Annotated in this window: 11 protein-coding genes; all 11 read left to right on the top strand. The window is 73.8% G+C overall.

What is annotated here, in order from left to right; translation table 11 throughout:
* Nucleotides 1-458, top strand: a 458-nt coding sequence (gene ftsL, locus AKI01S_RS52255; RefSeq protein WP_067832438.1) for a cell division protein FtsL, incomplete at its 5' end; no start/stop codon positions are given.
* Nucleotides 459-807: 349 nt separating this feature from the next.
* Nucleotides 808-2,550 carry a peptidoglycan D,D-transpeptidase FtsI family protein gene (locus tag AKI01S_RS45225; protein WP_245682055.1) on the top strand — a complete coding sequence of 581 codons (1,743 nt, stop codon included), beginning with the start codon at nucleotides 808-810 and terminating at the stop codon, nucleotides 2,548-2,550.
* 81 nt (nucleotides 2,551-2,631) lie between these two features.
* Nucleotides 2,632-4,167 (top strand): UDP-N-acetylmuramoyl-L-alanyl-D-glutamate--2,6-diaminopimelate ligase, encoded by a 1,536-nt coding sequence (locus AKI01S_RS45220; RefSeq protein WP_067832434.1) that lies wholly within the window; start codon nucleotides 2,632-2,634, stop codon nucleotides 4,165-4,167.
* Nucleotides 4,164-5,537 (top strand): UDP-N-acetylmuramoyl-tripeptide--D-alanyl-D-alanine ligase, encoded by a 1,374-nt coding sequence (locus AKI01S_RS45215; RefSeq protein ID WP_067832433.1) that lies wholly within the window; start codon nucleotides 4,164-4,166, stop codon nucleotides 5,535-5,537. Before AKI01S_RS45220 ends, AKI01S_RS45215 begins: the two co-directional genes overlap by 4 nt.
* Nucleotides 5,534-6,595: a phospho-N-acetylmuramoyl-pentapeptide-transferase gene (gene mraY / locus AKI01S_RS45210; RefSeq protein WP_067832431.1), complete on the top strand. Its 1,062-nt coding sequence runs from the start codon at nucleotides 5,534-5,536 to the stop codon at nucleotides 6,593-6,595. Before AKI01S_RS45215 ends, mraY begins: the two co-directional genes overlap by 4 nt.
* Nucleotides 6,577-8,016 carry a UDP-N-acetylmuramoyl-L-alanine--D-glutamate ligase gene (gene murD / locus AKI01S_RS45205; protein WP_067832429.1) on the top strand — a complete coding sequence of 480 codons (1,440 nt, stop codon included), beginning with the start codon at nucleotides 6,577-6,579 and terminating at the stop codon, nucleotides 8,014-8,016. The genes mraY and murD overlap by 19 nt, the downstream gene beginning before the upstream one ends.
* 5 nt (nucleotides 8,017-8,021) lie before the next feature.
* Nucleotides 8,022-9,272 (top strand): putative lipid II flippase FtsW, encoded by a 1,251-nt coding sequence (gene ftsW, locus AKI01S_RS45200; protein WP_067832427.1) that lies wholly within the window; start codon nucleotides 8,022-8,024, stop codon nucleotides 9,270-9,272.
* Between the two features lie 78 nt (nucleotides 9,273-9,350).
* Complete coding sequence (gene murG, locus AKI01S_RS45195) at nucleotides 9,351-10,448, top strand: undecaprenyldiphospho-muramoylpentapeptide beta-N-acetylglucosaminyltransferase (RefSeq protein ID WP_067832425.1); 1,098 nt, start codon at nucleotides 9,351-9,353, stop codon at nucleotides 10,446-10,448.
* Between the two features lie 53 nt (nucleotides 10,449-10,501).
* Nucleotides 10,502-11,905, top strand: a complete 1,404-nt coding sequence (gene murC, locus AKI01S_RS45190) for a UDP-N-acetylmuramate--L-alanine ligase (RefSeq protein ID WP_067832440.1) — start codon at nucleotides 10,502-10,504, stop codon at nucleotides 11,903-11,905.
* Between the two features lie 65 nt (nucleotides 11,906-11,970).
* Nucleotides 11,971-12,720, top strand: coding sequence for a cell division protein FtsQ/DivIB (locus AKI01S_RS45185; RefSeq protein WP_067832423.1), 750 nt, complete (start codon nucleotides 11,971-11,973; stop codon nucleotides 12,718-12,720).
* A 522-nt stretch (nucleotides 12,721-13,242) separates the two neighbouring features.
* Nucleotides 13,243-14,417 (top strand): cell division protein FtsZ (gene ftsZ / locus AKI01S_RS45180; RefSeq protein WP_067832421.1); only part of this gene is annotated, 1,175 nt, incomplete at its 3' end.

Raw genomic sequence — 14,417 nt, 5'->3', positions numbered from 1 at the left:
CCCGCAAGGCCGGGCCCGCCCGGCCCGCCGCGCGCCCGGCCGCGCCGCCGCGCGCGCCGTTCGTGCTGCTGGTGTGCGGGCTGCTCGGCGGCGCGCTGGTGAGCCTGCTGCTGCTCAACACGGTGCTGGCCGAGGACGCCATCAGCATGACCCAGCTCCAGCGCAGCACCAAGCTGCTGGAGCAGCAGCGCCAGGCGTACCAGAGCGACATCGCCCGCGAGGAGTCGCCCGAGAACCTCGCCCGCAAGGCCGAGGCCCTCGGCATGAAGCGGCCCGAGTCGCTGCTGTTCGTCGACTACAACGGCCGCCCGACCGACAGCCGCTCGATGCGGCAGGTCCCGCACGCGGCCGCCGCGGCGGCGGGCGCGGCGGGCGTGGTGGGCATCCCCGGCGCGGTGGTGCCCGGCGACGGCGTGCCGTCGGCCCCCGGACGGGGAACGGAGGCCGCCCGCCCGTGAGGACTCGCATCGGTTCCGGGACCGGCCGGGGGGCGACGTGACCAAGCGTCCGGCCGGTCCGCCCGGCCGCGGCCCCCAGAGACGGGGGTCCCGCGGGACGGTGGGCCGGGACGACAAGAGCAGCCCGGGCGCGGCGCGCGCGTCCGGGCGTCATACGGGCAACCCTCCCCGGTCGCCGGGCGGCTCGACCGCCCGGCGACCGGCCCGTAACGGGAACGGGGCCAAGGGCGCGCCCGCGACCGGGGGCAGGACCGGGGCCCGCGACCCCCGCACGGCCCCGACCCGCCCCGACGGGCGCCGCACCCGCCCCGAGCCGCCCCGCGGGCCGAAGCGGCGCCCCCGGCCGAAGATGCCGTTCGTGCGCCGCGACCCGCTCAAGCGGCTCAACGTCGGGCTGCTGGCGGTGGCGTTCGTGCTGTCGCTGTTCGCGGGCCGCCTGGTCCAGCTCCAGACGATCGAGTCGGGCAAGTACACCGAGCTGGCGCTGCGGCAGCGGCTCCAGGACATCACGCTGCCCGCCGGGCGCGGCGACATCACCGACGCCCAGGGCAACTCCCTGGCCATGACGGTGGAGGCGCGCGGCATCTTCGCCGACCCCTACATCATCAAGCCGGAGAAGCGGCAGCAGATCGCGAGCGCCCTGGCGCCGATCCTCGGCCAGGACCCGGCGCAGATCATGAAGGTGATCAGCCGGCCCAACACCCGGTTCCAGTACCTGGCGCACGGCGTCCCGCCCGACCAGGCGCGCGTGGTGACCTCGCTGAAGTTCCTGGGCATCGGCACGCTGCCCGAATACCGGCGCGAGTATCCCAACGCGTCGCTCGCGGCGGGCGTCATAGGGTTCGTGAACGGTTCCGGACAGGGCGCCGCCGGCCTGGAGTACTCGATGAACTCCATGCTGGCGGGCCGCGACGGCTGGCAGCGGGTGGAGATCAGCCCCGAGGGGCAGCACATCCCGATGGGCGAGAGCCAGAAGAAGCCGCCGGTGCCCGGCCGCGACCTGCGCCTGACGCTCCTGCGCGACCTGCAGTTCCGCGCGCAGGAGGCGATCGAGAGGAAGGTGCGCGAGACCGGCGCGCGCAGCGGCAGCGTGGTCGTGATGGACCCGCGCAACGGCCAGCTCCTGGCGATGGCGTCCGCGCCCGGCTTCGACCCCAACAACTACGGCAAGTACCCGCGCGCCACCTGGGGCAGCCCGGTCGTGCAGGAGGCGTACGAGCCGGGCAGCACCGGCAAGGTCGTCACGGCCGCCGCCGTCATGGAGAAGGGCGGCGTCACCCGCGACACCGTCTTCCACGTCCGGGACCGCATCCGCAAGTACGACCGGGAGTTCCGCGACTCGCACGACCACGCGCCCGAGGACCTGACGTTCGCCGGGGTGCTGGCCAAGTCCAGCAACGTCGGCACGATCATGGCCAGCGAGCGGATCCCCAAGGAGACGCTCTACCACTACCTGCGCGAGTTCGGCTTCGGCAGCAAGACCGGCATCGGGCTGCCGGGCGAGACCGCCGGGCAGCTCAAGCCGCCGGACAAGTGGTGGGGCACCGACCGCTACCCGATCGCGTTCGGGCAGACCCTGTCGGTCAACGCCCTGCAGATGGCCAGCGTCTACGCCACCATCGCCAACGGCGGCGTCCGCGTCGCGCCGACCCTGCTCGCCGGGACCACCGACGAGAACGGCACGTTCACGCCCGCCCCGGCGCCGCAGAGCAAGCGCGTCATCAGCGGCGAGACCGCCAAGGAGCTGCGCGACATGCTGGAGGGCGCCACCGGCCGGGAGGGCACCGCGCCCAAGGCGCGCATCGAGGGCTACCGCGTCGCGGGCAAGACCGGCACCGCCCAGATGGTCAACCCGCGCACCGGCCTGTACCACGAGGGCCGGTACACCTCGTCGTTCACCGGGTTCGCGCCCGCCGACGACCCGCAACTGGTCGTCCAGGTGGTGTTGCAGGACCCGCGCGAGGGCGGGTACTACGGCGGTGACGTCGCCGCTCCCGTGTTCAAGGACGTGATGACGTACGCGTTGGCGAACCGCAAGATCCCGCCGACCGGGAGCAAGCCGCCGAAAGTCAAGATCTACGCCCGAGACTGACCGTAACCAGTACCCTCTCTCGCCGTGAGTTCAGCACCGATGTCCCGCCAGACCCCATCCGTCCGCACCGAAAGAAACGCCATGCGCCCGACTTCCACCTCGGCCAGGCCGCTGTCCGACCTCGCCACCCTGCTCGGCGCCCAAGGCGACCCCGGTCCGACGGAGGTGACGGGCATCACCCACGACTCGCGGGCGGTGCTGCCCGGCGACGTCTACGCGGCGCTGCCCGGCGCCCGCGCCCACGGCGCCCAGTTCGCCGGGCAGGCCGCCGCGGCGGGCGCGGCGGCGGTCCTGACCGACGAGGAGGGCCGGGAGCGCGCCGCCGCCGCGGGCCTGCCGGTGCTGGTCGTGCCGGACGTCCGCGCCGTCCTCGGCCGCGCCGCCGCCTGGGTGTACGGCGAGCCCGCCACCGACGTGACGCTGATCGGCGTGACCGGCACCAGCGGCAAGACCACCAGCGTGTACCTGCTGGAGGCAGGGCTGCGCGGCGCGGGCGTGGAGACCGGCGTGGTCGGCACCGTCGAGATGCGGATCAAGGACCGCCGGGTGCCCAGCGCCCTGACCACGCCCGAGTCCACCGACCTGCACGCGCTGTTCGCGATGATGCGCGAGCAGGGCGTCGGCGCGGCGGCCATGGAGGTGTCCAGCCACGCCCTGGCGCAGGGCCGGGTCGGCGGCGCCCGCTACGAGGTCTCCATTTTCACGAACCTGTCCCAGGACCACCTGGACTACCACCCGACCATGGAGGACTACTTCGCCGCCAAGGCGAAGCTGTTCACCCCCGAGTACACCAGCACCGGCGTCATCAACATCGACGACCGGTGGGGCCGCGAGCTGACGCGGATCGCGACGGTCCCGGTCACCACGTTCTCCGCCGAGGGCGACCCCGAGGCCGACTGGCGCGCCCAGGACGTGCGGCTCGGGTCCGACGGCAGCGTGTTCCGCGTGGTGGGCCCCGGCGGCGTCGAGGCCGACGCGTCGGTGCAGCTTCCCGGCCCGTTCAACGTCGCCAACGCCCTCGGCGCGATCGTGGCGCTAGTGGAGGCCGGGATCCCGCTGCAGACCGCCGTGCAGGGCGTGGGCACCATGACGGGCGTCCCGGGCCGCCTGGAGCGCGTGGACGAGGGCCAGGACTTCGTCGTGCTGGTCGACTACGCCCACAAGCCCGGCGCGGTCGAGGCCGTGCTGAACACCCTGCGCCCGGTCACCGAGGGCCGCCTGGCCATCGTGCTGGGCTGCGGCGGCGACCGCGACCGCGCCAAGCGCCCGCTGATGGGCGAGATCGCCGCGCGGCTGGCCGACATGGCGTATTTCACCAACGACAACCCCCGGTCCGAAGACCCCCTGGCCATCCTCACCGCTATGGTCGAGGGCGGGCTCAAGGTGCCGCGGGCGCAGCGGGCGCACGTCGTGGTCGAACCCGACCGTGCCGCCGCGATCGAGCTGGCCGTCGGCCGGGCCCGGCGCGGCGACGTGATCGTCGTCGCGGGCAAGGGTCACGAGCAGGGGCAGTACGTGGCCGGTGAGGTCTTCGCGTTCGACGACCGCGAGGTCGTCCGCGAAGCGCTGCGCCGGACCGCGCTGGCCCCCACGAGAGGGGACGGGACGCAGGCGTGATCCCACTTCCGCTGTCGGCGATCGCGGAGATCACCGCAGGGACCGTGCACGGCGGCCGGCCCGGGGCCGAGGTCACCGGTCCGGTCGTCATCGACTCGCGCGCCGTCGAGCCCGGCGCGCTGTTCGCCGCCTTCCGCGGCGAGCGCGTCGACGGCCACGACTACGCCGCCGCCGCGCTGGCCGCCGGGGCCGCCGCGGTGCTGGCCGAACGGCCCGTCGACGGGCCGTGCGTGGTCGTGCCGGACGTGCGCAGGGCCCTGGGCGCGCTGGCCCGGGGCGTGCTGGCGCGGCTGCCGGAGGCGACCGTGATCGGCGTGACCGGCTCGGCCGGCAAGACCTCCACCAAGGACCTGATCGCGCAGGTGCTGCGGGACGCCGGGCCGACCGTCGCGCCGGCCGGGTCGTTCAACAACGAGATCGGCCTGCCGCTGACGGTGCTGCGCGCCGACGCCGCCACCCGTTTCCTGGTGCTGGAGATGGGCGCCCGCGGCATCGGGCACATCGCCTACCTCACCGGCATCGCGCGGCCGGGGATCGGCGTGGTGCTGAACGTCGGCACCGCCCACGTCGGCGAGTTCGGCGGCCGGGAGGCCATCGCCAAGGCCAAGGGCGAGCTGGTCGAGGCCGTCCCGCCGGGCGGCACCGCGGTCCTCAACGCCGACGACCCCCTGGTGCGGGCCATGGCGGACCGCACCGCCGGGGAGGTCGTCATGTTCGGCCGCTCCCCGGAGGCGACCGTACGGGCCGAGGACGAGGGCATGGACGAGTTCGGCCGCGCCCGCTTCACGCTGGTCACCCCGGAGGGGAGCGCGCCGGTCGGGCTGCGTCTGGTCGGCGGGCACGCCGTCGCCAACGCCCTGGCGGCCGCGGCCGCCGCCCGCGCCGCCGGGCTGCCCGTCACGGCCGTCGCCGCGGCGCTGTCGCGGGCCGTGCCGGCCAGCCGGTGGCGCATGGAGGTCACCGACCGGCCCGACGGCGTCACGGTCGTCAACGACGCCTACAACGCCAACCCCGACTCCGTGCGGGCGGCGGTCGACACCCTGACGCACATGGCGCGCGGCCGCCGCGCGTTCGCCGTGCTGGGCGAGATGGCCGAGCTGGGTGCGGATTCTGTGGCGGAACATGCCAAGATCGGGCAGCATGTCGCGCGCAGCGGCGTCGCGACCCTGATCACGGTCGGCGACGCCGCCGCCGCGATGGCCGAAGGAGCCGAACAGGTGGCGTCATGGACGGGAGAGAGCGTGCGAGTGGATGACGTCGGCGCGGCGCTGACCGCGCTGAGGGAGCGGCTGCGGCCGCGGGACGTCGTACTGGTGAAGGGCTCCCGAGTCGCCGGCCTGGAACGGATCGCCGAGGGGCTGCTGGCATGACCAACATCATCATCGCGGCCGGGATCGCCCTGATCATCGGCATGGTCGGCACCCCGATCTGGATCCGGATCGTCAACCGGCTCGGCTACGGCCAGATGATCCGCGAGGAGGGCCCCGAGGCCCACCTCAACAAGCGCGGCACCCCCACCATGGGCGGCACCGTGTTCATCGTCGGGTCGCTGCTGGGCTACGCGGCGGCGCACCTGTTCACCGGCACCGCCCCCACGGTGTCGGGCCTGCTGGTGCTGTTCCTGATGTCGGGCCTCGGCCTGGTCGGCTTCGTCGACGACTACATCAAGGTGTTCAAGCAGCGCTCGCTGGGCCTGCGCTCGGGCGCCAAGATGATCGGGATCGTCCTGGTCGGCGTCATCTTCGCGGTGGCGTCGCTGAACTTCCCCAACGGCTACGACATCACCCCGGCCTCGCCGCACCTGTCGTTCCTGCGCGACTTCGGGCCCTCCATCGGCCCGTACCTGTTCGTGATCTGGGCGCTGCTGCTGATCGCGGCGATGTCCAACGGCGTGAACCTCACCGACGGACTGGACGGCCTGGCCGCCGGACCGGCGGGCATGGTGCTGGCCGCCTACGTGATCATCGGCAACTGGCAGCTGCGCAACTCCTGCTACGACTTCGCGCTGGCCCCCAACTGCTACAGCGTCCGCGACCCCCTCGACCTCGCGGTCGTCGCGGCGGCGGTGCTGGGCGGCGTGTTCGGCTTCCTGTGGTGGAACGCCCCGCCCGCCAAGGTCTTCATGGGCGACACCGGCTCGCTGGCCCTGGGCGGCGTGCTGGTCGGCCTGGCCATCCTCACCCGGACCCAGTTCCTGCTGGCCATCCTGTGCGGCCTGATCGTCATGATCACCCTGTCGGTGATCATCCAGGTCGGCGGGTTCAAGCTGACCGGCAAGCGGGTGTTCAAGATGGCCCCCCTCCAGCACCACTTCGAGCTGTCGGGCTGGGCCGAGACCACCATCGTCGTGCGGTTCTGGCTGATGTCGGCGCTGTTCACCGCGATCGGCCTGGGCCTGTTCTACCTGGAATGGATGCCGAAGAAGTGACCGGGCCGACCGAGACCGGCGACTGGGCCGGAAGGCACGTCTGCGTGGCGGGGATCGGCCTGTCGGGCCGCGCCGCCGCGCGGGTGCTGGCCGAGTGGGGCGCCCGCGTCACCGTCGTGGAGTCCCGCGACGGCGACGGCGAGCGCGCGCACGCCGCCGAGCTGGAGGCCCTCGGGATCGCCGTGCGGCTCGGCGACGGCGAGACCCTGCCCGAGGGCGCGGACCTGGTGGTGGCGTCGCCGGGCTGGCGGCCCGACGCGCCGCTGCCCGCCGCCGCTGCCGCCGCCGGGATCGAGTTCTTCAGCGAGGTCGAGCTGGCCTGGCGGCTGCGGGGCCCCGGCCCCACCGGCGAGCCCGCGCCGTGGCTGGCGTTGACCGGCACCAACGGCAAGACCACCGCCGTGCGGATGCTCACCGAGATCCTGAAGGCCGCCGGGCACGCCCCGCTGGCCGTCGGGAACGTCGGGACGCCCATCGTCGAGGCGGTCCTCGACAAGACCTACGACGTGTTCGCCGTCGAGCTGTCCAGCTACCAGCTCCACTGGTCCTCCAGCGTGCGACCGCACGCGGCGGCCGTGCTGAACGTGGCCCCCGACCACCTGGACTGGCACGGCTCGTTCGACGCCTACGCCGCCGCCAAGGCCAAGATCTTCGCGCCGGGCACGGTCGCGGTCGTCAACGCCGACGACCCGCCCGCCGCCGCGCTCGGCCCCGCCGGGTGCACGGGGTTCACCCTGGACGTCCCCGCGTCCGGCCAGCTCGGCGTCGTGGAGGACCTGCTGGTGGACCGGGCGTTCGTGGACGACCCGCGCACCAGCGCCGCCGAGCTCGCGCAGCTGTCGGACGTGCGGCCGTTCGCGCCGCACAACGTCGCCAACGCCCTGGCCGCCGCCGCCCTGGCCCGCGCCTTCGGCGTGCCGCCGGAGGCGGTGCGCGAGGGGCTGCGGGCGTTCGTGCCCGACCCGCACCGCATCAGCCACGTCGCCACCGTCGGCGGCGTGGACTACGTCGACGACTCCAAGGCCACCAACCCGCACGCCGCCGCGTCCTCGCTGGCGGCGTGCCGGTCGGCGGTGTGGATCGCGGGCGGCCTGCTCAAGGGCGCCGACGTCGACGACCTGGTGCGGTCGGCGGCCGACCGGCTGCGCGGGGTGGTGCTGCTGGGCCGGGACCGGGCGCGGATCGCCGAGGCACTCGCGCGACACGCCCCCGATGTCCCGGTCGTGGACGTCGCCGACACCGACACTGGGGCGATGGACCGAGTCGTGACCGAGGCAGCCGGGCTCGCCCAGCCCGGCGACACCGTCCTGCTCGCGCCCGCCGGGGCGTCCTGGGACATGTTCACCAGCTACGGGGCCCGCGGCGACGCGTTCGCCGCGGCGGTGCGGCGGCTGGCCGCGGTGACGCCCGGCGGGGACTGAACGTCATGAGCGCGATCCCCGCCGAGCAGGAGCCCGCCCGCCGGTCCCGGCCGCGCGAGCAGGTCGCCGCGGCCGTCGGCCTGCTGGACCGCCCGCTGACCTCCTACTACCTGGTGCTGGGCTGCACCGTGATGCTGCTGGCGCTCGGCCTGACCATGGTGCTGTCGGCGTCGCTGGTCAAGCAGTTGCAGGAGACCGGGTCGGCGTACACGCTGCTCCAGAAGCAGGCCATGTGGATGGTGCTCGGGCTGCCGATGATGTGGGGGGCCTCCCGGCTGCCGGTGCGGACGTTCCGCACCCTGGCCTACCCGATCCTGCTGCTGTCGGTGGCGGCGCTGGTGCTGGTGCTGTTCATCGGCCACACCGCCAACGGCGCGACCCGCTGGATCGCGTTCGGGCCGATCCTCATCCAGCCGTCCGAGCCCGCCAAGCTCGCGCTGATGCTGTGGGGCGCCGACATCCTGGCCCGCCGGGAGAAGTCCGGGATGCTCACCGAGTGGCGCCCGCTGCTGATGCCGCTGATGCCCGTCGCGGGCGTGCTGGTGCTGCTGGTGATGCTGGGCAACGACCTGGGCACCACCCTGGTCCTGCTGACGATCTTCCTGGCGCTGCTGTGGGTGGTGGGCGCGCCCGGCCGCCTGTTCGTCGGCATCGCCGGGCTGGTGTCGTTGCTGGTGGCGATCCTCATCGTCGTCGAGCCCTACCGGATGCAGCGCCTGACCGGCTTCCTGGACCCCACCCAGAACCAGCTCACGCACAACTACCAGGGCACGCAGGGGCTGTACGCGATCGCCTCCGGCGGCCTGGTCGGCACCGGGCTGGGGGAGGGACGCGCCAAATGGGACTTCCTGCCGCACGCCGAGACGGACTTCATCTTCGCCATCATCGGGGAGGAGTTCGGGCTGGTCGGTACGCTCGTGGTACTCGGGCTGTTCGGGCTGCTGGCGTACGCGGGCCTGCGGATCGCCCGCCGGGTGAGGGACCCCTTCACCCGGCTGGCGGCGGCGGGCGCCACCGCGTGGCTGGTGGTCCAGGCGATCGTCAACATCGGGGCGGTGATCGGCGTGTTCCCCATCACAGGGATCCCGCTGCCGCTGGTGTCCTACGGCGGGTCGGCGCTGATCCCGACCCTGGTGGCGCTCGGCATGCTGCTGGCGTTCGCCAAACGCGAGCCCGGCGCGCGCCAGGCGCTGGCCGCCCGCGGCCCCGGACCGGTGTCCCGGGCTCTAAGCTGGCTGGGCCTGGCCCGGCGCTGACCTCCCGCCGGACCGACCGGCCCACACGGACCGAGCCGATCCCCCACCACCGACCATGCTGAGGAGTTGTCACAGAGCATGAGGGTTGTCCTGGCCGGCGGCGGCACCGCCGGACACATCGAGCCCGCCCTGGCCCTGGCCGACGCGCTGCGCCGGCACGACCCGAACACGGGGATCGTGTGCCTGGGAACCGAGCGCGGCCTGGAGACCCGGCTGGTCCCGCAGCGCGGCTACGAGCTGGCGCTGATCCCGCCGGTTCCGCTGCCCCGCACGCTCACCCCCCAGCTTCTGACGGTGCCGGGCCGGCTGCGCGGGGCGATCAACACCGCCGCCAACATCCTCGACCAGTTCGGCGCCGACGTCCTGGTGGGCTTCGGCGGCTACGTCGCCACGCCCGGCTACCTGGCCGCCCGCAAGCGCAAGGTGCCGATCATCGTGCACGAGGCCAACCCCAAGCCGGGGCTGGCCAACAAGCTCGGCGCGCGGTTCACCGACCACGTGGCGGTGTCGCATCACGACTCGCCGCTGCCGAACGCCCGGTTCGTCGGCATCCCGCTGCGCCGCGAGATCGCCACGCTGGACCGGCTGGCGATGGGCGACAAGGCCCGCTCCTACTTCGGGCTGCTGCCCGACCTGCCCACCCTGCTGATCTTCGGTGGGTCGCAGGGCGCCCGGTCCCTCAACCAGGCCGCCGTGCAGGCCGCGCCGTGGTTCCGGCAGGCCGGGATCCAGGTGCTGCACATCGTGGGCCCCAAGAACACCGAGACCCCCGAGCCCGCGCCGCCCGGCGGCCCGCAGTACGTGACGATCCCGTACTGTGACCGGATGGACCTGGCCTACGCGGCCGCGGACATGGCGATGTGCCGGGCCGGCGCGATGACCTGCGCCGAGCTGACCGCCGTGGGCCTGCCCGCGGTGTACGTGCCGCTGCCGATCGGCAACGGCGAGCAGCGCCTGAACGCCGAGCCGATCGTGGCCGCGGGCGGCGGGATGCTGGTCGACAACGCCGAGATGAGCGCCGAGTGGATCGCCCGGAACCTGCTTCCGGTGCTGGCCGACCCGGGGCGCGTGGCGCAGATGTCGGAGGCCGCGGGGCGGATGGGTCGCCGCGACGCCGACGTGGCGCTCGCGCAGATGGTGTACGAAGTGGTCCGTTCGGAGGGCCACCGGCAGTAGCCCCGGTGGCCGGGGACGGAACGCGCGGGGACGAGGGGAACGAGAACCACCCGATGAGTCTGATCAGCCCTGGTGAGGTCGTGCCGGCGGAGAAGCTGGGCCGGGTCCACTTCATCGCGATCGGCGGTGCCGGCATGTCCGGCATCGCCCGTGTGATGCTCAAGCGCGGCGTCGCGGTGTCCGGCAGCGACGCCCGCGACTCGGAGCTGCTGGGCCAGCTCGCCGCGCTGGGCGCGAAGGTCTTCGTCGGGCACGACGCCGCCCATCTGGGCGACGCCGACACCGTGGTGGTGTCCACCGCCATCCGCGACACCAATCCCGAGCTGGTCGCGGCCCGCGAGCGCGGGCTGCGGGTGCTGCACCGCTCCGCCGCCCTGGCCTCGCTGATGGCCGGGCGGCGGGCGGTCGCGGTCGCCGGGACGCACGGCAAGACCACGACCACCTCGATGCTGACGGTGGCGCTCCAGCACGCCGGGGCCGACCCGTCGTACTGCATCGGCGGGCAGCTCGTCACGACCGGGCTGGGCGCCGACGAGGGCACCGGGGACGTGTTCGTGGCCGAGGCCGACGAGAGCGACGGCTCGTTCCTGATGTACACCCCGCACATCGCGATCGTCACCAACGTCGAGGCCGACCACCTGGACAACTACGGCGGCTTCGAGCTGGTGAAGGAGAACTTCGCCCGGTTCGTGGACCGGATCGAGCCCGGCGGCACGCTGGTCGCCGGGGCCGACGACCCGGTCGCGCTGGAGCTGGCCGACCGCGCCCGCGCGCGCGGCCTGCGGGTGCTCACCTACGGCGCGGCCGAGGGCGCGGACCTGCGGGTGACCGGGTTCACCCCGCGCGGCCTGGGCTCGGAGTTCACGATCGAGGGCGTCGGGACGGTCCGGCTGGGCGTGCCCGGCCGCCACAACTCCCTCAACGCCACCGCCGTCGTCGCCGTCGCCCGGGCCCTCGGCCTCGACGAGGACGCGGTGCGGGAGGGGCTGGCGGCGTTCGGCGGGGCGATGCGCCGGCTGGAGCGCAAGGGCGAGGCGGGCGGGGTCGAGGTGTTCGACTCCTACGCCCACCACCCCACCGAGGTCACCGCCGACCTGGAGGCCACCCGCGACTACCTGCGGGAGAAGGGCGAGGACGGCCGGATCGTGGCGGTGTTCCAGCCGCACCTGTACAGCCGCACCCGCTTCTTCGCCGCCGAGTTCGGGCAGGCCCTCGGCCTCGCCGACGTCGCGGTGGTGATGGACGTCTACGGCGCCCGCGAGGACCCCGAGCCCGGCGTCACCGGCGAGCTGATCGTCGATGCGGTGCCCGAGGGCACCGAACGCGTCTACGCGCCGGTCTGGGACGAGGTCGCCGCCACGGCGGCGGGCCTGGCCCGTCCCGGCGACGTGGTCATCACGCTGGGCGCGGGCGACGTGACCCGGCTCGGCCCGCTGGTCCTGGACCGGCTCGCCTGATACCCGGCTGACACGGGCGCGGGCCTCCGCGCCCCGCGGCCCGTTTCCGTCCATCCTTGGGAGACATGAGCACCACCAGACCCTCACCGGACCGGGACGCGCGGCGACCGGAGGAACCCGCCCCGCGCGGGCGGGGACCCGGCCGATGGAAGGTGGCGTTGGTCACGCTGGCGGTGGTGGCCCTGCTCGGCGCCGCCGTCTGGGTGGTGCTCGGATCGAGGCTGCTGGTGGTGCGCAGCGTCGAGGTCACCGGGACGTCCCTGGCCCCGCGCGACCGCGTGGTGGCGGCCGCCGGGATCCGGCTCGGGTTGCCGATGGCCCGGCTGGACACCGGCGAGGTCCGCGACCGCGTGGCGCGGCTGCGGGAGGTCGAGTCGGTGCGGGTGAAGCGGCGCTGGCCCGCCACCGTGCGGATCGCGGTGCGGGAACGGGTGCCGGTCGCGGTGGTCGCCCGGTCCGGCCGCTACCACCAGTTCGACCGGCACGGGGTGGCGGTCGCCGACAGCGCGGCCCGGCCGCCCCGGCTGCCGACGCTGGTGGTGGCCGCGCCGGGCCCCTCCGACCGGGTCACCCTCGCCGCGCTGGGCGTCCTGCACGGCCTGCCCGACCGGCTGAAACGGCAGGTGGCCGAGGTGACGGCGGACTCGCCCGCCACGGTGACGCTGCGCCTGGCCGGCGGCCCGACCGTCGTGTGGGGCGGCGCCGACCGCACCGAGGAGAAGGTCAGGCTGCTGGACGGGCTGCGGCGGACCCCCGCCGGGCGCACGGCCCGCTCGATCGACGTCAGCTCGCCCGAGGTCGTCACCACCCAGTGAGACGCGTCACCCCCCGGCGGCCCATCCGGGGAGAAGCGGGTTTCGGATGCCGTGTCGGACATCGGGGACCGGATACGAGGAGCGTCGGAACGGATGCGTTCGGTGAGTGGGGGCTGGTGCGTGTGTCGCGGCGCTTCCGGCGGCCCGATGGGGCACCCTTGGGCGGTGGGTTCGCGCTCCTGGGGGCGCGGATCACCGTCGTGGCGGGCATCGCGACCGGCGTTGGGCGGGCGGAAACCGCGCCGTGCGACGTCCTTCGCCAACCGGTGGAAACCGGTGCTCACCGCGACACGCCGGTTCAGTTGGCGGGGGGTTAGTTGACCCTGGCCGTAAGCCCGCCCTACTGTCCGTATCAGTCCTCAGGTTGACATAACTGTAAGCCTCAAGTTGAGGGTGAGGGTTTGGGAACGGCCCACCGGCCGCCCCGGACCCGATCCGGAACACATCAGGTCAGGAACACCGCGGCGGCCCGGCGACAGCCGGACCGGCCGGTCGATAGAGCGAGCGGAAAGGCCCCTCGTCGTGGCAGCACCGCAGAATTACCTCGCGGTCATCAAGGTCGTCGGAATCGGCGGCGGCGGCGTCAACGCCGTCAACCGGATGATCGAGGAGGGACTCAAGGGCGTCGAGTTCATCGCGATCAACACGGACGCCCAGGCGCTGCTGATGAGTGACGCCGACGTCAAACTGGACGTGGGGCGCGAACTCACCCGCGGCCTGGGCGCGGGGGCCAACCCCGACGTGGGCCGCAAGGCCGCCGAGGACCACCGCGAGGAGATCGAGGAGGTCCTCAAGGGGGCCGACATGGTCTTCGTCACCGCGGGAGAGGGCGGCGGCACCGGCACCGGCGGCGCGCCGGTCGTGGCGAACATCGCCCGGTCGCTGGGCGCCCTCACCATCGGCGTGGTCACCCGCCCCTTCAGCTTCGAGGGCAAGCGGCGCGCCATGCAGGCCGAGGCGGGCATCGAGACCCTGCGCGACGAGGTCGACACCCTCATCGTGATCCCCAACGACCGGCTGCTGTCGATCTCCGACCGGCAGGTCAGCGTGCTGGACGCGTTCAAGGCCGCCGACCAGGTGCTGCTGTCCGGTGTCCAGGGCATCACCGACCTGATCACCACCCCGGGCCTGATCAACCTGGACTTCGCCGACGTGAAGTCGGTCATGTCCGGGGCGGGCTCGGCGCTGATGGGCATCGGCTCGGCGCGCGGCGACGACCGCAGCGTCGCCGCCGCCGAGATGGCGATCTCCAGCCCGCTGCTGGAGGCCAGCATCGACGGCGCCCACGGCGTGCTGCTGTCCATCTCCGGCGGCTCCGACCTCGGTCTGTTCGAGATCAACGAGGCCGCGCAGCTGGTGTCCAACGCCGCCGCGCCGGACGCCAACATCATCTTCGGCGCCGTCATCGACGACGCGCTGGGCGACGAGGTCCGGGTCACCGTGATCGCCGCGGGGTTCGATGAGATCCGCCCTAACAAGCCGGCCGCGGAGCCCGAGATCAAGCGGGTCCCGCCGCCGGCTCGTCCGACCACCCCGGCGCCTGCCCCGCAGGCCGCGCCGGTGAACCCGATCCCCAGCCGGATCGGCCGCAGCGAGACGACCGCGCCGACGCCGCTGCCCGCGCAGCCGGCCCAGGCCCAGCAGCAGCCGACGGTGGCGCAGGCCGCCGCGGCGCCCGCGCAGCAGGCGCCCGCGAC

This window comes from Actinomadura kijaniata NBRC 14229 (assembly GCF_001552175.1).
Lineage (GTDB): Bacteria > Actinomycetota > Actinomycetes > Streptosporangiales > Streptosporangiaceae > Spirillospora > Spirillospora kijaniata.
The sequence above is the reverse complement of the archived record's forward strand: the minus strand, read 5'-3'. Positions and strand labels throughout refer to the sequence as shown.

What these genes read in the sequence shown, in the direction of transcription:
- AKI01S_RS45220 (WP_067832434.1), top strand. Translation starts at nt 2,632, where the DNA reads ATGCGCCCGACTTCCACCTCGGCCAGGCCGCTGTCCGACCTCGCCACC.
- AKI01S_RS45185 (WP_067832423.1), top strand. Translation starts at nt 11,971, where the DNA reads ATGAGCACCACCAGACCCTCACCGGACCGGGACGCGCGGCGACCGGAG.
- ftsW (WP_067832427.1), top strand. Translation starts at nt 8,022, where the DNA reads ATGAGCGCGATCCCCGCCGAGCAGGAGCCCGCCCGCCGGTCCCGGCCG.
- mraY (WP_067832431.1), top strand. Translation starts at nt 5,534, where the DNA reads ATGACCAACATCATCATCGCGGCCGGGATCGCCCTGATCATCGGCATG.
- murG (WP_067832425.1), top strand. Translation starts at nt 9,351, where the DNA reads ATGAGGGTTGTCCTGGCCGGCGGCGGCACCGCCGGACACATCGAGCCC.
- AKI01S_RS45225 (WP_245682055.1), top strand. Translation starts at nt 808, where the DNA reads ATGCCGTTCGTGCGCCGCGACCCGCTCAAGCGGCTCAACGTCGGGCTG.
- murD (WP_067832429.1), top strand. Translation starts at nt 6,577, where the DNA reads ATGGATGCCGAAGAAGTGACCGGGCCGACCGAGACCGGCGACTGGGCC.
- murC (WP_067832440.1), top strand. Translation starts at nt 10,502, where the DNA reads ATGAGTCTGATCAGCCCTGGTGAGGTCGTGCCGGCGGAGAAGCTGGGC.